Origin of the sequence: Paenibacillus sp. BJ-4, from assembly GCF_020404765.1 — a bacterium.
Classification (GTDB): Bacteria; Bacillota; Bacilli; order Paenibacillales; family Paenibacillaceae; genus Paenibacillus.
The window spans coordinates 42980-65136 of sequence record NZ_JAIVEM010000072.1; the positions used below are offsets into that span (position 1 = coordinate 42980).

Annotated in this window: 17 protein-coding genes and 1 riboswitch; of the genes, 9 read left to right on the forward strand and 8 right to left on the reverse strand. The window is 47.1% G+C overall.

What is annotated here, in order from left to right:
• Positions 1 to 70: 70 nt before the first annotated feature.
• From LCF57_RS12775 to LCF57_RS12790, 4 genes are all read left to right on the forward strand, one after another.
• The gene (locus LCF57_RS12775) at positions 71 to 1438 is read left to right on the forward strand and encodes an ABC transporter substrate-binding protein (protein ID WP_226001036.1); all 1368 of its coding nucleotides are present in this window, start codon (positions 71 to 73) and stop codon (positions 1436 to 1438) included.
• 266 nt (positions 1439 to 1704) lie between these two features.
• Positions 1705 to 2289, forward strand: a complete 585-nt coding sequence (locus LCF57_RS12780; RefSeq protein ID WP_226001037.1) for a TetR/AcrR family transcriptional regulator — start codon at positions 1705 to 1707, stop codon at positions 2287 to 2289.
• Between the two features lie 41 nt (positions 2290 to 2330).
• Positions 2331 to 3695: an HlyD family secretion protein gene (locus LCF57_RS12785; RefSeq protein ID WP_226001038.1), complete on the forward strand. Its 1365-nt coding sequence runs from the start codon at positions 2331 to 2333 to the stop codon at positions 3693 to 3695.
• Between the two features lies 1 nt (position 3696).
• A complete protein-coding gene (locus LCF57_RS12790; protein ID WP_226001039.1) occupies positions 3697 to 4920 on the forward strand; it encodes an ABC transporter permease in 1224 nt (407 codons plus the stop codon).
• Positions 4921 to 5009: 89 nt separating this feature from the next.
• Here LCF57_RS12790 and LCF57_RS12795 read toward each other — a convergent pair whose 3' ends face one another.
• Together LCF57_RS12795 and LCF57_RS12800 are read right to left on the reverse strand one after the other, a co-directional pair.
• Positions 5010 to 7607 (reverse strand): glycine betaine ABC transporter substrate-binding protein, encoded by a 2598-nt coding sequence (locus LCF57_RS12795; protein WP_226001040.1) that lies wholly within the window; start codon positions 7605 to 7607, stop codon positions 5010 to 5012.
• Positions 7582 to 8805: a quaternary amine ABC transporter ATP-binding protein gene (locus LCF57_RS12800; protein ID WP_226001041.1), complete on the reverse strand. Its 1224-nt coding sequence runs from the start codon at positions 8803 to 8805 to the stop codon at positions 7582 to 7584. The genes LCF57_RS12795 and LCF57_RS12800 overlap by 26 nt, the downstream gene beginning before the upstream one ends.
• Positions 8806 to 9319: 514 nt before the next feature.
• Between LCF57_RS12800 and LCF57_RS12805 the strand changes: the two genes are divergently transcribed.
• Both LCF57_RS12805 and LCF57_RS12810 read left to right on the forward strand, forming a co-directional pair.
• Positions 9320 to 9883, forward strand: a complete 564-nt coding sequence (locus LCF57_RS12805) for a GbsR/MarR family transcriptional regulator (protein ID WP_226001042.1) — start codon at positions 9320 to 9322, stop codon at positions 9881 to 9883.
• Positions 9884 to 10075: 192 nt separating this feature from the next.
• Complete coding sequence (locus LCF57_RS12810; RefSeq protein ID WP_226001043.1) at positions 10076 to 11554, forward strand: carboxylesterase/lipase family protein; 1479 nt, start codon at positions 10076 to 10078, stop codon at positions 11552 to 11554.
• Positions 11555 to 11748: 194 nt separating this feature from the next.
• On the opposite strand, the gene LCF57_RS12815 is transcribed toward LCF57_RS12810, so the two are convergent.
• The 6 genes from LCF57_RS12815 to LCF57_RS12840 all read right to left on the reverse strand — a co-directional run bounded on the left by LCF57_RS12815 (position 11749) and on the right by LCF57_RS12840 (position 18798).
• The gene (locus tag LCF57_RS12815; RefSeq protein WP_318840677.1) at positions 11749 to 13779 is read right to left on the reverse strand and encodes a methyl-accepting chemotaxis protein; all 2031 of its coding nucleotides are present in this window, start codon (positions 13777 to 13779) and stop codon (positions 11749 to 11751) included.
• Between the two features lie 269 nt (positions 13780 to 14048).
• Positions 14049 to 14996 carry a DMT family transporter gene (locus LCF57_RS12820; RefSeq protein ID WP_226001045.1) on the reverse strand — a complete coding sequence of 316 codons (948 nt, stop codon included), beginning with the start codon at positions 14994 to 14996 and terminating at the stop codon, positions 14049 to 14051.
• A gap of 171 nt (positions 14997 to 15167) precedes the next feature.
• Positions 15168 to 15312: riboswitch (FMN riboswitch) on the reverse strand.
• 122 nt (positions 15313 to 15434) lie between these two features.
• Positions 15435 to 16130, reverse strand: a complete 696-nt coding sequence (locus LCF57_RS12825; RefSeq protein WP_226001046.1) for an ABC transporter permease — start codon at positions 16128 to 16130, stop codon at positions 15435 to 15437.
• Entirely contained in the window at positions 16123 to 17046 is a 924-nt protein-coding gene (locus LCF57_RS12830; protein ID WP_226001047.1) for an ABC transporter ATP-binding protein, read from the reverse strand. Before LCF57_RS12830 ends, LCF57_RS12825 begins: the two co-directional genes overlap by 8 nt.
• A gap of 101 nt (positions 17047 to 17147) precedes the next feature.
• A complete protein-coding gene (locus LCF57_RS12835) occupies positions 17148 to 18092 on the reverse strand; it encodes a sensor histidine kinase (RefSeq protein ID WP_226001048.1) in 945 nt (314 codons plus the stop codon).
• Between the two features lies 1 nt (position 18093).
• The gene (locus tag LCF57_RS12840) at positions 18094 to 18798 is read right to left on the reverse strand and encodes a response regulator transcription factor (RefSeq protein WP_226001049.1); all 705 of its coding nucleotides are present in this window, start codon (positions 18796 to 18798) and stop codon (positions 18094 to 18096) included.
• A 534-nt stretch (positions 18799 to 19332) separates the two neighbouring features.
• Between LCF57_RS12840 and LCF57_RS12845 the strand changes: the two genes are divergently transcribed.
• The 3 genes from LCF57_RS12845 to LCF57_RS12855 all read left to right on the forward strand — a co-directional run bounded on the left by LCF57_RS12845 (position 19333) and on the right by LCF57_RS12855 (position 22091).
• Positions 19333 to 19836 (forward strand): DUF6933 domain-containing protein, encoded by a 504-nt coding sequence (locus LCF57_RS12845; RefSeq protein ID WP_226001050.1) that lies wholly within the window; start codon positions 19333 to 19335, stop codon positions 19834 to 19836.
• 105 nt (positions 19837 to 19941) lie between these two features.
• Positions 19942 to 20250, forward strand: coding sequence for a hypothetical protein (locus tag LCF57_RS12850; RefSeq protein WP_226001051.1), 309 nt, complete (start codon positions 19942 to 19944; stop codon positions 20248 to 20250).
• Positions 20251 to 20459: 209 nt separating this feature from the next.
• On the forward strand, positions 20460 to 22091 hold the full coding sequence (locus tag LCF57_RS12855; protein ID WP_226001052.1) for a formate--tetrahydrofolate ligase: 1632 nt from the start codon (positions 20460 to 20462) through the stop codon (positions 22089 to 22091).
• Positions 22092 to 22157: the final 66 nt, after the last annotated feature.

Sequence of the window (22157 nt, forward strand, 5' to 3'; positions counted from 1 at the left end):
CATCAAAAAGCACCGTAAAAGATTTTCGTAGGCGAGATTATGATTCAATCAAAGGGAGAGAAGAGAGATTATGAGATTTGTTCGTCTGAAAAGTGCCTTGACCCTGCTTATTCTGACTGCAATGGTGGTTGCAGCAGGCTGTAGCAACAATACGGCGGCAGAGAAGCCGGATAATGGTAGTAATACTGGGGCAGCAGCGGGTTCTCCAGTAAAGCTGACTTGGTGGCATTCGATGTCCGGTAACGGTGAAAAAGCGATCAAGCAGATCGCAGCTGACTTCAACGCCAGCCACAAGGACATTCAGGTAGAGCCCGTATACCAGGGCAAATATGATGACAGCTTGAACAAGCTGAAAGCGTCGCTTGGTTCTGACAGCGGCCCGGATATCATTCAGGTATATGAAATCGGCAGCAAATTCATGATCGACTCCAAAATGATCACACCTGTACAACAATTTATTGATGCAGACAAGTTCGATCTGTCGCAGCTTGAACCGAATATTACGCGATACTACACGATTGATGGCAAATTGAACGCCATGCCGTTCAACACGTCAAACCCGATTTTGTACTACAACAAGGATGCGTTCAAAGCGGCGGGACTTGACCCGGCCAATCCTCCGAAAACCTATGATGAATTCGAAAAGGCTGCCAAAGCCTTGAGCAAGGATGGTAAATCAGGTGCATCCATCGCCATCTATGGCTGGTTTATGGAGCAGTTGTTTGCCAATCAGAATGCGGATTATGTGAATAATGGCAACGGGCGCAATCAGACGGCAACCGAATCGCTGCTGAATTCGGATGCAGGTGTGAAAACCCTGACGTGGTGGAAGAAAATGATTGATGAGAAGGTTGTATCCAATCTGGGACGTAACTCGGACGATACCGCAAAAGCCTTTTCCGCAGGACAAATTGCTATGACTCTGGATTCTACTGCTTCACTGCGTAATATTGTGGAACAGGTTGGCGATAAATTCGAAGTAGGCACGGGTTTTCTGCCAAGAGCAAATGATGCTAAAGAAGGCGGCGTCGTGGTTGGTGGCGCAAGCTTGTACATTATGAACAATAAGCCTGAAGCTCAGCAAAAGGCAGCTTGGGAATTCATTAAATTTGTCGCTTCCCCGGCTGTACAGGCACAATGGAGTGTGAATACCGGATACTTTCCGATCACCAAAGCCGCTTATAACGAGCAGGTACTTAAAGACAATATGGTAAAATACCCGCAATTCCAGACGGCGGTGGACCAATTGCATGCATCGGCGCAATCTACCGCTACACAAGGTGCTGTAATGGGGGTATTCCCGGAAGCGCGTCAAATTGTCGAAGGTGCAATCGAGGCAGTTCTCAGTGGCCAGCAACAGCCAAAACAGGCATTGGATCAAGCTGCACAAGAGATTACAGGCAAAATTGCACAATACAATCAAACGGTCAAAAAATAATCAGCCTTCCCTTAAAAGTGGCTGGTAAATTGTAATACGTCCCCCTTTATCGGCCGCTTTTATAAAATAACGGATTGAATGGTGACCCTCTCACTGATTCAGTCCGTTTTTTACGTTATATACAAAATGCTCTTTTAGAATGACTGTTTAGACGAAACGTCTAAAATGAATTATTTGCATTTTTCCTATTGCTGGATAACTAAGCATGGGCTTATAATGAATACATAATTTTTGTACTGGACGGTCAGTTCAAAAAAGGAGGAAGCATGAAACAGCAGACAAAGGAAATTATTTTTAACGGCGCACTCAAGGCTTTTTCCGAACGAGGCTTTAATGAAACGAATATGGAGGAGATCGCCAAGGTATGTGGCATCGCCAAAGGAACGTTGTACTATAATTTTAAAAATAAGCAAGAATTGTACATTTACATTTTGAAGATGGGGATGGAACGTTTTGTCCAGGATATCCATGAAGCGATGGCTCAAACTCCTAAGGATCAGGTAGAACTTAGGGTTCGCAAGCTGATCCAGGTACATATTGAGTTTATTGGGAGAGAGCCGGATTTTTGTCGTCTACTGGTCAGCAAAGGATGGGTTTCGCAAGAGCAGCATTTTAATATTAGGCAGGTGCTGGCTGACTATTTCGATTTTATGGAGGCAGAGATCGATTCGGGTAAGTTCTATGGGAAAATTTCGAGTAAGCTGGATGCAAAAACGACGGCAAATTGCTTATTTGGTATTTACATTTTTGCTCCGATGCGGTCAATGGTTTGGGGTGAAACAATGAATCTGCAGGAAGTTCGCGAAAGTATTGAAGTATTTGTATGTAACGCGCTGGGGATGCATCTTTAATAAGGTATGAAACATTAATAGACAAATGGAGTGATGAGAACATGAAAGCTAAAAAATATACGATTTACGCCGTACTTATTATTTTAATCGCTGTAGGTATTTATGCCCTGACCGCTTTCCCACGGGGAGGCAGCAGCTTGTCTGCGGATCAGTCTTCCTCCATTCCTACGGCTTATGTGGAGTCGGATACGCTCAATGCCAGCTTTAAAATGGCAGGACGGATTGACCAGATGCTTGTCAAAGAGGGCGATCAGGTGAAAAAGGGGCAGGTGTTAGCCCATCTGGAAAGTCGTGAGCTCGAAGATAAAGTGAAGCAGGCACAGGCTGCATTGCTGGCAGCCAAGAGTAATGTGTCCAAAGCGAAAGCCGCTGTACTGCAGGCTCAAGCAGGAGTAGGTCAGGCACAGGCCACTGTGAGCGTCGCTCAGGCCAAGAAAAGCCAAGGCACGACATCGGTCAGTGTGACCGCTGAGGCTTCCTCCAGCCAGATTGAACAGGCAAAAGCGGCTGCGAGCGCCGCCAAAGCAAAGCTGGACGCCCTCAAGAGCGGTGCAAGACCGCAGGAGCTTGAGCAAGCGCAAGTAGCTGTGAAGATAGCCAAGGAAACGCTGGACCTGACCGTTAAAAATCTGGAGCGTGCCAAAAAGCTTCAAGAAGCCGGAGCAGCAACCCAGGCATCTTTGGACCAGGCGACATTGGAACATCAACAGGCAGTGGCCAAGTATAATGCAGAATCCCAAAAATTGGATATGGCACGGGAGGGAAGCCGCAAGGAGGAAATTACGGCGGCTGAAGCTCAATACCGTCAAGCCTTGGCTGCAGTGAAGGAAGCACAGGCAGGAGCGGGTAAAGTTGCTGTGCAACAGGAAGATGTCAAAGCTGCTCAGGCTTCGGTAGAGCAAGCGCAATCCGCTGTAAAGGCGGCGCAATCGACGGTAGAGCAGGCACAATCTGCGGTTGAAGGGGCCAATGCACAGGTAGCCCAAGCGGAAGCCGCACTCCAGGAAGCTCAAACCTACTTGAGCTACACTACGCTGCGTGCGTCAGAGGATGGAATAGTGAAATCCAAATCGCTTAGCTTGGGGGAAATGGCTAGTGCAGGGTTCCCGGTCTATACCATCGAAACCTCAACACAGCGTTGGGCTAAATTCTATGTACCGGAAACATCTCTGAACGGCCTGAAAGCAGGAGATACCGTTCAAATTAAATTGCTGTCAGGTGGCAAGGAGCTGAAAGGTAAAGTGATTTTATTGGAATCCGCTGCTGACTTCGCCATTCAGAAGCCGAGCCAAAGCTCTGGTGATAAGGATGTCCGTTCCTTTGGAGTTAAGGTAGCTTTGCCGGATCTTGCGGCTTCGGTTCCAACGGGCTCCACGGTTCTGTTTACAGGCAAAGGGGCGCAATAATATGCAGGATCAACAGGGAAGACTTCGTATCCGCGATGTGTTTCGCGAGGAATGGCTGAGCATCTTCCGCGATCGCCGCTTTATGGCTATTCTGCTGATTACGCCGATTGTGTATACGATACTGTTCGGCTTCCTGTATTCACATCAGCGGATTACCGAGATGCCTGTCACGGTGTACGACGGGGATAATTCGCAGCTCAGTCGCCAAATCATTCAGGCGTTCGATGCGACAGACTCATTTGCCGTTACATTGCAAGCGACCAATCAGGAGGATGCTGTCCGTCAGGTAGAAACCGGGGAAGCCAAGGTCGGGATCGTGATTCCCGACAATTTCACCACTCGGCTTAAGCATGGGGAGAACCCGCCGGTGCTAACCCTGATTGACGGCAGCAACATGATGTATTCCAATAGTGCCAGTCGGATCGCCAATCAGGTCATCAGTAGCGTGAGTGCCGGAGTATCCATCAATTCTATGAAGCAAAAGGGAATGAATGCGGATCAGGCTGCCTCAACGCTAAGTACGATCCCGTTCCGATCCAGAGTGCTATTTAACCCGGTTTATGATTATAAGTTTTTTATGCCATTAGGGGTTATTTCGGCGGCTCTCCAGCAATGCTTGCTGCTCGGTATTGCTTTATCCTGCACACGTGATAAGGAAGCAGGAACGTGGGGGAGATTTGGTGCATGGAAAAATACTCCCTGGCGCTTGGCTATTGCCAAGCTGGCACCGTATTATGCGGCGGGAGCCTTCAATGTGCTGACTGTATTCAGTATCAGCGCGTTATGCTTTGATATTCCATTCAGGGGACAGGTTCTTCCGCTGATTATGGTGTCGTTGGCCTTTAACTTTGCATTGTGCGGTTTAGGGTTTTTATTCAGCCTTTTTTCCAAGACAAGAGTGGATGCCACTCAAACCCTGATGCTGATTGCTGTTCCTTCCTTTATGCTATCAGGTTATACGTGGCCACTGGAAGCCATGCCCGGCTTCTTACGGGGGCTTGCCGAAATATTGCCGCTGACGTATTACCTGGATGCTGTACGGAATATTACGCTCAAAGGACTGGATATCACATACGTCTTCAAGGATACGATTGCTCTAGGTGTCATTGGCTGTGTGAGTCTGCTGGTGGCCTTCGCTATTTATCCGCTATTCTTTAGACAGCACCAGACGGTAGGGCAGCATGCCGATGTTCCCACTCAAGAAGGCTTTACGTTTAAAGGCTGAAAGTAACTCCAAATATTCGAAATAAAAAAAGGCAGATCAGATGTTACTCCTGATCTGCCTTTTGGTTATAAATATATAACTGAACTAACCTATAATTGCGTTTTTAGGTCTTCAATAGAATCAATCGGCACGTAGGATGGAACGACAAGTCCGGACATTACTCCGGTCATGCTGGTTCCGATATTATCTACCTTATCCTTGTACTGAGCCCAGTAATCGGCATGTGTTAATGGCAGCCATGCAGCGGCGGTAGCATCTACACTTCCGCCGGCAACGCCGGTCCACATCGGGCCAATTTCAACCTGAAGGGCCGTTACTTTGTAGCCTAGTTTTTGCTCCAACACATATTTCAATACATTCGTGCTGGCAATTTCAGAATCCCAAGCAGCGTAGCTCAGCTTCAAAGGATCGCCATTGACGCGCTGCAAGCCCTTGATCCAATCCTGCACCTTGTCCGGATGCTTATCGGCCCAGTTCCTAGCAGCCTGCTGCGGGGCGGTACCGTCCTGAATTGCGATCATCACTTCACCCATATCCTCAGCAGTCCACTTGAAGCGGCTCAGAAATTCATAGGCGACAGGCGCATCCTGTTTCAAGCCTTTGCGGGCAATCGTATGGATTTCTTCCTTATCACCATACGCTTTCTTAGGGTCTTTCAAGTATTTCAAATCATACTTGTTAAACATCCAGTGAGGAGTCCAGCCAGTTACGACGATAGGCTGTTTGGCTTTGATCGCCTTGTCCAGAGTAGCTGTCATAGCAGCGCCGGAGCTTTCAAGCAGCTTCCAGTCGGACAGGCCGTAGTCGTTTATGGCTTTAGCAGTCAGTTTCATCAAGCCGGCACCGGGATCGGTACCGACAATGCGGTAGCCGACCTTCTTGCCGAAGTCCCCAGCAGTGGCAGAAGCTGGAGCCGAAGCGGCTCCGTTATCCTGCAAATCAGCAATCGATTTAACATTCATATAAGCTGGAACGACCAATCCCGTTTTAACACCGGTCATATTAGCACCCAGATCGTCAAGCTTATCCTTGTATTTAGCCCAGTAGTCCGCATGTGTTAATGGCAGCCATGCTGCTGGTGAGGCATCTACATCACCGCTGGCGACCCCCGTCCACATCGGGCCAGCTTCAACTTGCAATGCGGTTACTTTGTAACCCAGTTTGTTTTCCAAAATATAATTCAACAAATTCGTACTTGCAATTTCGGAATCCCAAGCCACATAACTCAGCTTAAATGCGTCTCCATTGACAGGTTGCAGACCTTGAGTCCATTCCTGCACCTTATCGGCATGCTTCTCTGCCCAATCCTTGGCAGCTTGCTCAGGACTGGTTCCGGCTTGAATGGCGACCATCATTTCGCCCATATCTTCCGGAGTCCATTTGAACCGCTTCAGGAATTCGTAAGCGACAGGAGCATCCTTTTGCAGTCCTTTACGGGCAATCGTATGAATACCCTCGGCTTCACCGTATGATTTTTTAGGGTCTTCCAAATATTTGAGATCATATTTGTTGAACATCCAGTGAGGAGTCCAGCCTGTAATAATGATCGGTTTTTTCGCTTTAATGGCTTTATCCAGTGTTGCCGTCATGGCTGCACCGGAGCCTTCTACCAGCTTCCAGTCGGACAAATTGTAGTCCTTAATCGCTTTGGCCGTTGATTTCATAATGCCTGCCCCGGCATCAATGCCGATAATTTTGTAATCGACCTCTTCGCCAACCGGATTGGTGGCGGCGTTACCTTTGCCAGTTGCGGAATGATCCGCTCCAATAAAATATTGAGATGCGCCGGCGATCAAAATGACGGCTGTAACCGCAGAGGTAATCCACACTTTTTGTTTGCCAGATACACGGCTTTTGCTTCTTTTCGCTGGCTTGAACAAGTTTTGCGTGAAACGGTCAAGCACAATAGCCAGGACAACGACAGCCAAGCCGGCTTCAAAACCTTTACCGATTTGCAGCTGTGTCACAGCACGGTACACAACCGCACCGATCCCTTCCGCCCCGATCATGGAAGCAATAACCACCATGGACAGTGACAGCATAATCGTCTGGTTAATACCAGCCATTAGGGTAGGCAATGCCAGTGGAAGCTGTACTTTGAACAGCTTTTGCGCTGATGTGGAACCAAATGCATCTGAGGCTTCAATCAGCTCACCCGACACCTGCATAATCCCCAAATTCGTCATACGAATGGTCGGCGGGATGGCAAAGATAACAGATGCGATTACGCCTGGTACAACACCGAGGCTAAAAAAGGTAACCGCAGGGAGCAAGTATACGAACGCAGGCATCGTCTGCATAAAATCAAGTAAAGGCGTGATAATGCGTGACGCCGATTTGCTATATGCACACCAGATCCCGATAGGAATCCCGATAATAATGGATACGAGCGCAGACGTGATGACCAGTCCGAGCGTATTCATCGTTTCGCTCCAATAGCCGAGATTGTCAATCAGCAGGAAGCCGATGACGGTAAACAGCGTAAGCTGAACCCGGCCGATCATAAACGCGATAATCCCGATGATCACGATGAACACCAGCGGGTGCGGGAGCATGAACAGGCCTGAGAAAAAGCCTACTACCGCTTCAATAACGGAGGAAATAACATTAAATAATCCTGCCAGATGAATACCCATCCAGTCTACAATGGATTGAATCCACTCAGCGATTGGCAGTTTCGGTATCATGGGCATTCACCTCCTTTGTAGTGGGTACATCTCCACTAAGTGCGCCCAGTAAAGCTCCCCGGACGATAACACCCAGCAGCTTCTGCTTATCATCGACGACAGCCAGTGGCACCTTGGATGAGCTTGTAATTTCAAACAAATCGTTAATGACAGTATCAGCAGCAACCTGTGGCCCGTCTGTCATCAAAATATCTTCAATCTTCAAATTGTTGCGCAGTGCGTGAACAGCATCCTCAGCGTTAATAACACCTAGTAGCTTTTTGGCACGGTCAATGACGAATAGATTGGAAATCCCGCGTTCCCGCATCAATTCCAGGGCAACACGTGGACCACGATCCATGGTAATGGTTTCCGGACGAAGCATGACATGGGCGGCCGTCAATACCTTGGACAGATCCACATCCTCGACGAAGCGCGCTACATATGAGTTAGCCGGTTGGATCATGATTTCTTCCGGTGTACCGATTTGTACAACCGCCCCGTCCCGCATCAATGCAATCCGGTCTCCGATCCGCAGCGCTTCATCCAGATCATGGGTGATAAACACAATCGTTTTCTTCATTTTATCTTGAAGCTCCAGCAGCTCATCTTGCATGTCGCGGCGAATGAGAGGGTCCAATGCACTGAACGCTTCATCCATCAGGAGCACTTCAGGGTCGTTAGCCAGCGCCCGTGCCAGACCGACACGCTGCTGCATACCGCCACTCAGTTCATCGGGCATTTTATCGCCCCAATTTTTAAGACCAACCAGTTCAAGTGCTTGCTGTGCCTTTTCCTGGCGCTGAGCTTTATCTACCTTTTGAATTTCAAGGCCATATTCTACATTTTCCAATACAGTCCGATGTGGAAACAGTGCGAATTTTTGAAAAACCATGCTGATGGTTTTACGGCGAACTTCGCGGAGTTGTTCTTTGTTCATCTTACGGAGATCCTTGCCGTGGACAAGTATTTCACCTGAGGTAGGCTCAATCAAGCGATTTAGCATTCGCACCAAGGTGGACTTGCCACTGCCTGATAGTCCCATAATCACGAAAATTTCACCTTGCTTAATTTCCATGTTGGCTCTGTTCACACCAACAGTAATTTGTTTCTCTTTGGCCAGCCTTTCCTTGCCCCAGCCTTGCTCCAGGAGCGGAACACCTTGCTCTGCGTGAGGACCAAAGAGTTTGCTGACATTTTTGACTTCCAAAATCGTCATACATACACCTCTTCTTTCTATACTTTGCTTGGTATTAACCCCATGTTGCATGATGGATTGAGTATAAAAAATCATAATTCTGGGCATCCTGAACGGTTAATGACAAAATTAATTGTAACAAAGCATCACTTACTTTTCAAACAAAAAAACTGTTCGTAAAGTACGTACAGAAAAAACTGTACAAAGTTTACTCTGATATGCTCCTTCGTTCTTTAGAATGCTCAAACATTCGGAACTTTACAACCGATAGTGCTTTTTTTAAAATAGACAATGAAATAAAACCATAAGAAAAAGATTTATGTATATCCATAATTTTAAAAATCTACTATCATTAGCAATTTTGCGAATTATGATTTTGAACGATCATGCTGTTGTAATATAGACAGAAGCTTTGCTTTTGAAACATTTCATTTATAATGAAAAGATTTCATATATTGCGTCAAAGCTTATCAGTTACGGGTAAATCGTTCATACTAAGTTGTGCAAAATGCTCTAAAATTAGGAGGTTGCAAGCATGAGCTTGTACCAGTTAGGTGATGAGCAGCAGGCTTCGCTGCAAAAAATTCGCAAACGTGTCATAGAAGCTATAGGTAAAAACATGGACTTGTATGGGATCACTCTGTCTGCGGGGCATTTGTACGGTTTGCTGTTTTTTGCGGATAAACCGATGACGCTGGACGAGATGGGCCGTGAAATGGAAATGAGTAAAACGAGCATGAGCACGGGGGTCCGGACGCTATTAGATCTGAAAATGGTGAACAAGGTGTGGAGCAAAGGCTCACGCAAGGACCTATATGAGGTCGAATATGACTGGCATCAAACGTTCACTGACTTCTTCGCTATTAAATGGAGAAAAGCGGTGGAAACGAATTTGCTGGTGCTACGTAAAGCCATTGATGAATTGGATAGGTTGATAGAGCAGGGTGGAGAATATGAGGAGTTTAAAGCAATACTTCAGCAGGATCGTCTGAAAATGAAGCAGGCAGTAGCTTACTATAAATGGTTAGACCGATTAATTGACTCTTTGGAGAGCGAAGAAATATATAAGCTGATTCCGAAGGAAGAAGTTCAAGATTAATTGCCAATGTCCTATCTTGTCTACAACATGCCGGAGCGCCAAAAGCGCTTTCGGCTTTTTGTGTTTCACTTTATAAAGGATTGATTGGCTTCACTCGATTTTTGGTTTGCCCGTGCACAAGGTATAATAGAGATATGTAAGGATTGATATTATAACGTTCTGTTAAACATATGAGATTAAGGGGGGTCCATGATGGGGAGCATTACAGTACATACCCGTTTAGGTCAGTTACGTGGGGAATCGGGAAACGGATATCATGTATGGAAGGGTATCCCATATGCCCAGCCTCCTGTTGGAGAACTGCGTTTTCACGCGCCTCAGCCTTTGAAGGCTTGGGAGGGTGTGCGGGCTGCGACGAGGTTTGGGCCGATCTGTCCGCAGCCTATGCCATCAGCAGACAGTATGACCGGAAATCTGGTAGAACCGCCTGAGCAGTCGGAGGATTGCTTGTACCTGAACGTGTGGACACCAGCTTCAGAGGCTCCTGTGGAGGGGCGGCCGGTAATGGTGTGGATTCACGGGGGTGCCTTTGTCACCGGGTCTGGAATTATTCCTTTATATGACGGGGCGCGGATGGCGCAAAAGAGTGACGTTGTCGTCGTTACGATGAATTATCGGCTGGGACCGTTAGGTTTTTTGCATCTGACTCCACGGGGAGACGGTCTAACCTCGAATACGGGGCTGCTAGATCAAATTGCCGCGCTGGAATGGATCAGGGATCACATCGCTGCCTTTGGCGGTAACCCGAATGAGGTGACGGTGTTTGGTGAATCGTCGGGCGCGATGAGCATTGCCGCCTTATTGGCGATGCCAGCCGCTAAAGGCCTATTCCAGCGCGCGATCTTACAGAGCGGGGCGTCGCAGGTATTGCCGAGTTCACAGGCTGAGCAAGTGGCGGCTATGTATCTTCAGCAGTTGGGTGTAGATCAGCATCCTGAGCGATTGTTTACGCTGCCGACAGATGCACTGATGCTCGCTATGGCGAAAACGCATGAAGTACTCCGACCAGGAATGGCGATGATTTATCAACCCGTTGTGGACGGGGTGACCTTGCCAGACGTACCTCTGTCTGCGATTGCACAAGGTTCAGCCAAGCAGGTGTCGGTTTTGATTGGAACAAACCTGCATGAAGGGGACTATTTCATCAGAAAAGAATCCCATCTCATGGACAAAACGACAGCGAGCCATGCATTGGAAATGATGACGGGTATGCCGGATTTCTCTGAGCTGACGGAACCTTTTCCTGTTACGATTGAGGGTCAGGCGCAAATGCTGACCGATCTAATTTTCTGGCTCCCTGCCTTGGCTCTCGCGGTTGCACAGTCAGCATACGCGCCGGTATGGATGTATCGTTTTGACTGGACATTTCAGGGGCATCCTACTTTTAGAAAAGCGGTTCATGGCGCGGAAATTGCGTTTGTTTTCGATAATCTGGAGCTGCTAGACAAGCTCGGTTTAGATATTCAACCATCGATGCGGACGTTGGCTCATGATATGCAGCAGGCTTGGGTGACCTTTGCACGTACTGGAAAGCCTGTGCTGCCAGAAAGGGAATGGCCGACGTATGACAGGGAAGAACGGGCTACTGCCATTTTTCATCAGGACATCACGGTGGAGCATGATCCGCAAGGGGATAAACGACGCCAGTTAACCGGGCAGATGAACATATAAGTTGACAACAAGATACGATCATTCAACATATTGGAAAAACAAAGCCCTCGCTCGTAATGAGGGGGACTGCCCCCCGTTTGTGAGACAGGGGTCAATCCCTCGTATACGGACGAAGGCTTGTTCTAGTTAAACAGTACCGATGGATCGTTGCTTATCCTTAACTTGCATGGAATCGCAACAATGTAATGTGGAAGTTAAATCTTGAATCGCTTCACGAGTTCTTGCAGATCCTGTGCCATTCTGTACAGCTCCTGAGATGAAGAAGCGATTTCCTCCATTGCCGCCATTTGCTCTTGAGCAGCAGCGGATGTAGTCTGTGAACTGTCCGCCGAGCTGCGGGACAGACTTGCCAGATGGGTCACGGTAGCCGAAACTTCTTCCGTACTGGCTGAGATTTCTTCAGCGGCAGCGGATACGCTTTGAATTTGCTCCACGATATGAGAGGTGGAACGCTCAATATTGGCAAAAGCTCCTTCTGCATCTTGGCTAATGCGCAATCCTTCGCCCACCTGACTACGAACATTACCATTCATCGTAGCGGTAGAGCGTTGAATCAGATCCAGCATCTGATTGATAATCTGACTGATGGAATCGGCACTTTTCTTGGATTGCTCCGATAGCTTGCGTACTTCTACAGCGACCACGGCAAATCCACGCCCGGCCTCACCTGCTTGGGAAGCCTCAATGGATGCATTCAGGGACAGCAAGTTGGTTTGCTTGGCAATGGCAGCAATGGCACTATTCATCTGCTTCGCATCGTCGGAGAGCTGTGACAGCTCATCCATCAGACTGGCCGTTTGGCTTACGGCTTCCAGAATACGGTCCATCTGTGTCCGCACATTGCTAATCATTTTGCTGCCTTGAGCAACATCATGCTCGGTATGTCCTGCTGAATCTACGATGGAGCTTGCCGATTCGGCAATGGTGCTGACACCCTTGGCCATTTCTTCAACAGCATTGGCAGTTTGCTCAGATGCCTCGGCGCTGGTAGCCGCATTTTCGGCCGATTCCATGACGGTTTCCGCTACATGCTGTACCGATTCGGTTGTCTGTTCCGTGCTTTCCTTGATCATCAGGGATGAGGAAGCAAGTCGGGAGGACGTTTGATTGACCTCGGAAACCATGGTGTGTAAGGCATGTGTCATCTGATCAAAATTCTGTGCCAGCTCGCCGAACTCATCCTTACTGGACAGATTAACACGTTCGGTCAGATTTCCATCACGGACGATGCGTGTCCCTGCTTGCAGCTTGCGCAGCGGAATCAGGAACGAGCGAATCATGAGCACGATGATAATGGCAGCGACCAGTACGGAAATAACAATCACAATCAGGCTTTGCTTCAAAATCGGTTGGGCAGCATCACTGTAATCCTCCAGATCCGACAGTGCGATAATGTTCCATCCGGTGACAGGGTCCTTGAGTGTAAAGGCCAATACGTCTCTATTCATAAATTGAATTTGTGATATGGAAGGTGTATCATTTTCAGCGTTTTTCTCTACTTCGGGAAGTCCCTCAATGGTGTCTGTAGGTTTTTTGCCTGAATTGTTAAAGGCTGCTCCAGCTCCAGACACAACTTTATGATTAGAATCAACAATAAAGAGTCCCCCGCGTTCGCCAATCTTAACAGACTGGAGGTTTTGACTCATTTTGTCCAGATTCAAAGCCAGGGCAATAGCTCCTTGACCGTCCTCCAGCGTTTTTGATAAATTAACCACTAAATTCCCTGTCGTGACGCTGACAGCTGGAACACTGACGAATACTTTGCCCTTTTCCTGCATCGCGTTTTTGTACCATTTTCTCTCTCTTGGATCATAATCGGCCTCCTTTTTTTTCGGTGTACGAATGTATTGTCCTTTCGAATTGCCGAGGAGCGCAGCATCCAACTCGGGATGAGCTTTAACGATGACATCCAATTTTGCCTGAAGGGCCTCTTGATTGGACACAAGGGAATCAGATTCGATTTCAGTGGCAAGCACGTCCACATCCTTCATAATGGGTGATACATATTGATTGACATTGCTTCGAATCAGATACAGATTCGTGTACACAGAACCAGCTACTTGCTGAGTAAGTTGCGTTGTAGCCCCCTGATAAGAAAAGTATCCAATAAGTACACTTGGAATCAATAAGACAGCCAAAAAAGATACCATTAATTTTGTTCTCATTAAATAAAACGATCTGAGAAATCTGCTCCACCATGGAACTGTTTGTTTTGCGTTAGTCATAGTTCTTGCTCCTCTGTGTCTGTTGATCACTACATTGTTTTATTCGACAAAAAACTATGAATTTTATAGATGTAATGTATGGAAAACGAGGAATAGTTGCATGTTTTAATCGTTTTTATTTAAAAATGGTTCTAAAGTACCATATGGTGCATGAATGCTTATACAAAAAAAGCCAAATCGGAGACGCAAAAAGCAGCATCGCGATTTGGCTTGAATGATTTGACTAGAACAATTTGACTTAAATAAGTGATGAAATGGGTATGAACTTGTTAATTTTTTTGCTGACGTGAAATCATAAACAGCGTAATCCAGATAAGCATAAAACCAGTCAATTGCGCTATTGTAACGATTTGCTGGAATGCGATCCAGTTAATCACGACTCCGACCATTGGAAAGCTCAATTCCGCCATGGTGGCATAAGACGCTTTGGTCGTGCTTAAGCCTTTGTAATACAGCAGCAAGCTGAGAAGACCCGGAAGCAGTGCCTGCAATAACAGATTGATAATCACGGCTGCGCCCGCCCATGTACCTGCAGGCATATTCCATGGTGCATGCTCCACAGAGGTGAGGACAATCAGCAGAGGGAGCGCCACCATGAAGCGCAGGGAGGTTACCGTCTCATATTTCATCGAGCGCAGCAAATAACTTCCCATAACTGTCGAACCGCCCCACAAAACCGCTGCTCCCAGTGCCAGTAGACTCCCGACCTGGACAAAATCATGAACATGACCGAAGGGGAGCGACCAGCCGAAGGTGAGAAGATACGTCCCTAACAAAGCGATAATAATGAGAATTCCAAAATTACGCGGCAGCATTTCCTTCAAAATAATGCGTGCCAGAATAATAGCGACCAGCGGTTGCAGCTTTTGGAGTAAAAGAACGGCATTCAGATCACCGTTGCTGAGTGCCATGGTGAAAATCACGCTGGCCAAAGCTGAGCCGCCCCACGAGACGAACAAAATCGCCAAAACCTGACGAAGCCGTACTGCTTTAAGCTCCTCACGATGCTTCCACAGGATCGGTGCCAAAGAAATAAAAAGCAGCACGTGCTCCATCAGTACAATTTGGGCTGAGGTGAATGATTTTAACAAAATAATACGAAACAGCGGGTCAGCACCCCACAAGGCCGCTCCAATCGCGACAAGCCAAAAACCACTTTTCATGTGGGAGCTGCGATCAAAACCCTTGGAAGTTAGTACAGTTGTTGATTGACTCATATTCATCTAGCTCCTTGCGAATACAGGACCGGTGGCACAAAAACCCCCGTCCATGGCGAGAGGCCATGCAAGACGGGGGCTGATCAAATAAACTTGCCGCTTTATGCAAGTTAAATGAAGTTGCTGCCAAACCAATCATGCAGCACTCATCGACTCACGGCATGTTTATGCTTCGATCTTCTTCCATCCGGACTTTACCGTCGGCTTTGGCATCTCACCAAATCAGTCCATATCCTGTTGCCGGATACAGAGTCGCGGGCTTAGCTCCATGAGCCATACCGCCGGTTGGGAATCACACCCTACCCCGAAGATCCTTATTCCGTTTTTTTATTTCTCCTATAGGATATACCTGTTTTAGAATGAAGTCCAGTGAAAAGTGTGTGTACCTTTAACAAAGGTTTTCATTTATTTTTTGAAAACGTTTTACATCATTACATTTTACGGGGTAATATCCTTATACTCAATGCGACGGATCGCTGCATAAGCGACCAGCATTCCCAGCACAGCAAAGCTGATTTGCACGAGGGCAAAGGAGCTAAGCATTGCACCGTTATTATTGGAGAAAAGCAATGCTACAATCAGGATGGAGGTCACAATTGTTGTGGGTACAGAATATTTTCGCATTCCCATATATAGTGGAACCAGTCCCATAAAGCTGGCGGCAACGGCATTCAACAGCGTCCGTACGGATTGTTGGCCCAATACAGCAAGCGTAAGCTGATCGGGTATAATAACGACAAACTGGTTAAGCAGATGAATGGCAGCCGTGATGACAATTTCCGATACAATAATGGACAGGAACGTAAACAGTACCACGACCAAGAGTTTGGCGATCATCAGTTTTTTGCGGTGAATCGGGTACATGAAAAGGATCGTAATCGATTTGGACTTGAATTCGCCTACAATAAAGCGGCAAAGCAAAACGGCGGCAAACACCATAAAAGTGGCTCTGACCAAATTGTCCATGAGATCCAGAAGCTGAGTGTACCGTGTAAATTCGGGTACTCCCTCACTGTGGCTGTCCAGCGCAATGAGGCAGATCAGCCCAAGAATACAGGCATTGGCGATCAGAGCTGAACGGATATATCCCGCCAGATGAAATTTTTTCAGCTCTAGCTGCATTAATTTAAGCATGGAGATCACCCCCATTTAGCAGACGCAAAAAGTAGTCTTCTAGCGTACTGTTTTTCTGATGAATGGAATCCACCTCAACATCATTGATAATGAGGGTTTTCGTAATTTGTTTTTGCGGTACACTTGTATCGTAAATACGTACACTTTGCTCGTTCAGCACCCGAATGTTGTTCAGATTCAGATGATGGGAGAGGACGTAGACTGCCTTTTTGCAATCGTTGGTTGTAAATTCGATGTATTCCGTATTGTTTTCCCGCACCTGTTCCATCGTTACTTCCTCAATCAGCCGCCCGTGATTAATTACGCCCACCGTATCCGCAATCTGCTCAATTTCCGCTAAAATATGACTGGACACGAGCAGGGTCATCCCGTATTCTTTGCACAGCATATGAAATAACTGGCGAATTTCCTTGATTCCCACCGGGTCCAGACCATTAATCGGTTCATCTAAAATCAGCAGCTCCGGCTTGGTGGCAATGGCTCGGGCAATTCCAAGACGCTGCTTCATCCCCAAGGAAAAGTCCTTAACCGGCTTATCACCCGCGTTGCGCAAATTCACCAGCTCCAGCGCATCCCGAACAGCCTGCTTGTTGTAATAGCCCATGTATTCACAGTGTAGCTCCAGATTTTGCTGGGCTGTCAGCCTGTCATAAAAAATCGGGTATTCAATAATCGAACCCATCCGTCCGAGTAGATGGTACGATTTTGGTGTTAATTTTTCACCGAATAATTCAATTTCACCTGATGTCGGCTTGAGCAGGTTGGTAATCATCTTCATTATCGTCGTTTTGCCCGCTCCATTGGGGCCGAGAAAGCCATAGGTTTCCCCCTTTCGGACATTCATACTGACCCCTGCTACAATTTCATTACCCTTCAGGGCTTTGGTCAGCTGATGTGTACGTAATAGGTAAGTCATGGGTGTTCTCCCTTCGTGTACGGTTGATAATTCAAGAATAAAGGGTGAAATATTCATTTTTCTTTCGTGATTCTTACAAATTTATTAAGTTCAATGATTCGTCAATAGTTGATTTTCTTCAAGGTAAAAGAGAAGACCGTCTGCTCATAAGGCTTGCTGGTCAATTGAATCTCTCCGTTCATCGTCTCGACCAGGCGTTTGGCAATCGTGAGGCCCAGTCCGCTGCCTTGTATCGCCTTATTGCGTGAGTCCTCCAGTGTGTACATACGTTCAAAAACCTTGTCCTGCTCCGGTTCCTGTATGCCTTTCCCACGATCCCATACTTCTATACGCACGGTGTCCGGCTGTTCCGATAAAGTCAGTCCCAGCGCTCGCCCGTCTGCTCCGTAGCGAATCGCATTAGAAATCAGATTATTCAGCACCCGCCCAATCGCCCCTTCGTTCCCCAAGGCATGAACGGGATACTCCGGGATATCAATATGCACAGCAAATCCCTGTGCGGTCAGCAGATCATAAAACTCCAAAATGCTGCGTCTGCACAGTTCTCCCACCTCCAGCCGTGTCAGTGGAATGTCCGTATCATTGGCCTCCAGCTTCGCCAAGCTAAAAAAGCTGCCGATCAGCTCAATCGCTTCGTTTGTTTTTTGATGAATTTTGGATAGCAGCTTTGTGCATTCTTCCGGCGAAATATTCGGATCACCATCCAGCATCTCGGCATACCCAAGCACAACCGTAAGCGGGGTCTTGAGATCGTGCGAAATGTTCGAAATCATTTTACGCATGGCGATTTGGCTTCGGTTGTAATCGGCTGACACCCTCAGATTCAGGTCCAGCAGGCGGTTGATTTCGGTCATGAGCCGTTGCAGCTCAGCGTCACCTGTGACATATAGCAGCTTTTCCGCATGGTTCACCGTCACAATCCGCTCTAGTAGGGTTCGGACATCCTTAATACTGCGCTTGTAGGCCACACGCTCTCGCCAAAACCATACAATAACGACTGACATGATGACGACGACAATCCATTCCGAATTGTTCTCAATATTCATATCAGCCGTTCTCCCATTTGTAGCCGATGCCCCAAAGGGTCTTAATGTGGACAGGGTGAGAGGGGTCTTCTTCAATTTTCTCACGCAGGCGGCGAATATGAACGTTAATCACGTTTTCGTCGCCCATATAGTCCTCTTTCCAGATAAATCCGTATAATTGGGCCTTCGTAAATACACGGTTCGGATTGGTTACGAACAGCTTGAGAATGTCGGATTCTTTGGCTGTTAACTGCAATTCATTTTCATTGCGAATGACTGAAAAATGATCCAAATCAATATGCAGATTGCCAAAGGTCAAAACCTGTGCTTTCGGTTGTTCCTGCTGCTGCTGACGGGCATATGTAGTAGATCTGCGGATCGCGGATTGAATCCGTGCGGTCATTTCCAGCATCGAAAAAGGCTTGGCGACATAATCGTCTGCACCAAATCCCAGCCCAAGCGCTTTATCCACGTCGCTGTCCTTGGCTGACATAATCAGGATCGGCACAGCGCTGCTGGTGCGGATTCGGCGGATTACTTCCATACCATCCACCTTCGGCATCATCAAATCCACCAGGACCAAATCATAGGTGTGGCGATCAAAAGCAAGCAGGCCTTCTTCACCGTCAGAAGCGGTGGTTAGCTTGTAGCCTTCTTTGGTGAGTACTTTGTGCAGCATTTCGGCAATGGATAGATCGTCTTCAATCAGTAGAATATGTTGTGACATAGGTGTGGAACACCCCTAATTTTTGGATTAAGCTCGTGTGACGAACTGTACCTGAATTATATAGAGCAGTGGAGGGGATTTCCATACAAAATCTCCAAGGCTGTAGTAAAATAGGCACATTGTTAAAATCGAAACCCTTGATTCTACTAGCCTTTAACCACAACAAGAGATGTATTGAAATTGCTTAAATGGCCGCATAGGGATGTAGAAGTAGTGGCTTTAACTGCAACATATGATTATTAAAGTTGATGAAAATTGGGCTTATTCGTAAATTCAAAGATGCTTAAAGCACCACATAAGATAGTATTTAAATCCGCTCATGAGAAGTAAGTGGGATTACCGAGGTCAACTCAACCCTAACATAAGATGTAATCAAATTACTGGCAGTTGCAATTCTACTATACTATACTGAAAGAGTTTACAAGCCGATATTAGGAATAGGGTGTTAAGATATCTTGGACATGCTTTAGGCAAGAGATCAGGCATGTCAAATCATGAGCTGCGGCACAGGACCGTCAATAAAGGAGAGCAACGATGTTTGTTATACGGGGAACACAAAAACTGCTGAAGGAATGGGATGCCGAACCACTTCACGTTGACATTTATCCGCCTTTAAATAGTTGGCATGCCAGCTTGTTTTTACTGAATCGGAGAAAAAATATTGTGTTTATGCATGATGCATCCCGCTTGAGCATTACGCTGTTTGGGATTAAAAAATCGCAGTACAAAAACCTGCCGACTCTTTTTGTCCAAGCCCTGAAGGAATTGATGATCAGCGAAGGTTTTGATGAGCAGATCGTAAAGGCATACACACAGGAAGGCGAGCAGATGCTGGCTACGACGACGAACAGCTATAGTGTGATGAGAACCTTGGATGAGATTATTTTTGTCATGAAGGAATTGGATATGGAGCATGGGTGCGAGCTGGAAAAAAATCAGTGGAACAACCGGATTGTGTTTAAAACGGTGCAATACCAGTATCCTGTTGATGTTTTTAAAGAAGCGTTAGAAAAGCATTATAAGCTAGAAAGTGTTTGAGTGAATTGCTATTTTAGGCAAAAAATAAGTTCCACTTATTCCCTCTATGTTATATAATCTACTGTAGTTCCAAAAGACTATATATAGAGAGAGGTAAGGGGTAATATGAAAATTAAATTAAGAAATAAAACGGGAATGATCAAGGAGCGCAAAGTGGGTTTTTCATGGACCACGCTCTTTTTCGGTTTTTTCCCTGCGCTGTTTAGAGGGGATTGGAAGTGGGCTGTTATTATTTTTCTGGTATCGATCCTTACGAGCGGGGCGTCCAGCTTTGTATTTTGCTTCATATATAACCGCTTACATATTAATGATCTGCTGACCCAGGGCTATGGCCCTGCGACCAAGAAAGCCCAAGCTGTCCTGATTTCCAAAGGATTTATTGCCGAAAATTACGCTGCTAACGCTGCAGGTTAATGTAAGAGCCAGTCATTAAACGACACATGCCCAAAGAGTATCCACCAAAGTCTATGTGACGGGGGATGCTCTTTTTTTATAGCTCACATGATGATAACGCTTGCGATGAGATGAATCATAGCGCAATAAACGGCACACTTTGGTAGAATAACATATAGAGTGTTTGACACCATGGGTCTGACCTAAAAATGGGGGGTACATAACGAGGAATGAAGAGGATTATTGATGTAGCCAAGGAAGCGGGAATTGAAGAAGAACATCTAGAGACGTATGGAAAATATAAAGCAAAGCTGAATCCGTCCCTGTGGGAGCAGTTGAAGGATCGTCCGAATGGAAAGCTGGTACTGGTTACGGCGATGAATCCGACGCCGGCGGGGGAAGGAAAAACACTAACAACCATTGGACTGTCACAGGCGCTGAATGCGCTGGGTCACAAAACCGTTGCTGCGCTGCGTGAGCCGTCCCTTGGGCCCTGCTTTGGTATGAAAGGGGGAGCCACTGGGGGAGGACAGGCCCAGATTGTTCCTGCAGAAGACATTAATCTGCATTTTACGGGTGATATACACGCGATTTCGGCAGCACATAATTTGCTGGCAGCGATGATTGATAACCATTTGTTTCATGGAAATGCTTTGCGTCTGAAGCCGGAACGGATCGTGTGGAAACGGGCTGTAGATATGAATGACCGGAGCTTGCGAAGTATTGTGACCGGATTGGGCACGGGTAATGGAGCGGTGAGAGAAAGTGGCTTTCTGATTACCTCGGCCTCGGAAGTCATGGCGGTACTATGCTTAAGTGAAAATATGGACGATCTAAAAGTGCGATTGGGTCGGATGGTGATTGGATATAACGAGGCGGGTGAAGCGGTAACAGCAGAGCAGCTACACGCGGTGGAGGGCATGGCTGTGCTGCTTCGGGAAGCATTGAAGCCCAATCTGGTACAAACGTTGGAGGGAACTCCAGTCATTGTGCATGGTGGACCTTTTGCGAATATTGCACATGGATGCAGCAGTCTGATCGGAACGAAGCTGGCGTTGAAGCTGGGAGAGGTAGTCGTCACGGAGGCCGGATTCGGGGCTGAGCTGGGGGCAGAAAAGTTTTTTGACATCAAGTGCCGCCAGTCCGGGTTGCAGCCAGATGCGGCTGTATTGGTCGTCACCGCGAAAGCACTGAAATATAACGGCGGAGTCTCTAAAAATGAGCTGGATGCGGAAAATCTGGAGCAATTACAGCTTGGTTTAGCTAATATGAACCGGCATGTACGGAATTTGCAAAAGTTTGGCGTGCCTGTACTGGTAGCGATTAACCATTTTGTGACAGATAGCGAAGCTGAGCTGGAACTGATTCTAGCGGAATGCCGCAGGCTGGGTGTACCCGCTGAGCTGTCGCAGGTATGGGCGCAGGGAAGCCGCGGGGGAGAACGCTTGGCTCAAAGCCTGCTAAATCTGCTCCAGGAGGACAAAGCCCGCTTTGCACCTTTGTATGATGCTGCACTTGATTTGCCGACGAAAATTGGCATGATTGCGAAGGAGATTTATGGGGCGGCAGAAGTAGTGTATACTCCGGCGGCTAAACGAGCGTTGTCCGGTATGGAGCAGCTTGGCTTTGGACAACTGCCTGTGTGTATGGCCAAAACACCCTATTCTTTTTCAGATCAACCGTCTTTGTTAGGAGCCCCGGAGGGCTTTACGATTCACGTGTCCAGGGCTTCTTTATCCGCAGGCGCAGGCTTTGTAGTGGTGGAAACGGGCAATACCATGACGATGCCTGGACTGCCTAAATCCCCGGCCGCCGAGCATATGTCGCTGGAGGCCGATGGAAGCATTCAGGGCCTGATGTAGTATTTTTTTTCGGAAAATACGACCATCTTATAATGACGCACCAAGCAGCTTGGGCAGAGCGGTGAG

What these genes read in the sequence shown, in the direction of transcription:
- LCF57_RS12775 (WP_226001036.1), top strand. Translation starts at nt 71, where the DNA reads ATGAGATTTGTTCGTCTGAAAAGTGCCTTGACCCTGCTTATTCTGACT.
- LCF57_RS12780 (WP_226001037.1), top strand. Translation starts at nt 1,705, where the DNA reads ATGAAACAGCAGACAAAGGAAATTATTTTTAACGGCGCACTCAAGGCT.
- LCF57_RS12785 (WP_226001038.1), top strand. Translation starts at nt 2,331, where the DNA reads ATGAAAGCTAAAAAATATACGATTTACGCCGTACTTATTATTTTAATC.
- LCF57_RS12790 (WP_226001039.1), top strand. Translation starts at nt 3,697, where the DNA reads ATGCAGGATCAACAGGGAAGACTTCGTATCCGCGATGTGTTTCGCGAG.
- LCF57_RS12795 (WP_226001040.1), bottom strand. Translation starts at nt 7,607, where the DNA reads ATGATACCGAAACTGCCAATCGCTGAGTGGATTCAATCCATTGTAGAC.
- LCF57_RS12800 (WP_226001041.1), bottom strand. Translation starts at nt 8,805, where the DNA reads ATGACGATTTTGGAAGTCAAAAATGTCAGCAAACTCTTTGGTCCTCAC.
- LCF57_RS12805 (WP_226001042.1), top strand. Translation starts at nt 9,320, where the DNA reads ATGAGCTTGTACCAGTTAGGTGATGAGCAGCAGGCTTCGCTGCAAAAA.
- LCF57_RS12810 (WP_226001043.1), top strand. Translation starts at nt 10,076, where the DNA reads ATGGGGAGCATTACAGTACATACCCGTTTAGGTCAGTTACGTGGGGAA.
- LCF57_RS12815 (WP_318840677.1), bottom strand. Translation starts at nt 13,779, where the DNA reads ATGACTAACGCAAAACAAACAGTTCCATGGTGGAGCAGATTTCTCAGA.
- LCF57_RS12820 (WP_226001045.1), bottom strand. Translation starts at nt 14,996, where the DNA reads ATGAGTCAATCAACAACTGTACTAACTTCCAAGGGTTTTGATCGCAGC.
- LCF57_RS12825 (WP_226001046.1), bottom strand. Translation starts at nt 16,130, where the DNA reads ATGCTTAAATTAATGCAGCTAGAGCTGAAAAAATTTCATCTGGCGGGA.
- LCF57_RS12830 (WP_226001047.1), bottom strand. Translation starts at nt 17,046, where the DNA reads ATGACTTACCTATTACGTACACATCAGCTGACCAAAGCCCTGAAGGGT.
- LCF57_RS12835 (WP_226001048.1), bottom strand. Translation starts at nt 18,092, where the DNA reads ATGAATATTGAGAACAATTCGGAATGGATTGTCGTCGTCATCATGTCA.
- LCF57_RS12840 (WP_226001049.1), bottom strand. Translation starts at nt 18,798, where the DNA reads ATGTCACAACATATTCTACTGATTGAAGACGATCTATCCATTGCCGAA.
- LCF57_RS12845 (WP_226001050.1), top strand. Translation starts at nt 19,333, where the DNA reads ATGTTTGTTATACGGGGAACACAAAAACTGCTGAAGGAATGGGATGCC.
- LCF57_RS12850 (WP_226001051.1), top strand. Translation starts at nt 19,942, where the DNA reads ATGAAAATTAAATTAAGAAATAAAACGGGAATGATCAAGGAGCGCAAA.
- LCF57_RS12855 (WP_226001052.1), top strand. Translation starts at nt 20,460, where the DNA reads ATGAAGAGGATTATTGATGTAGCCAAGGAAGCGGGAATTGAAGAAGAA.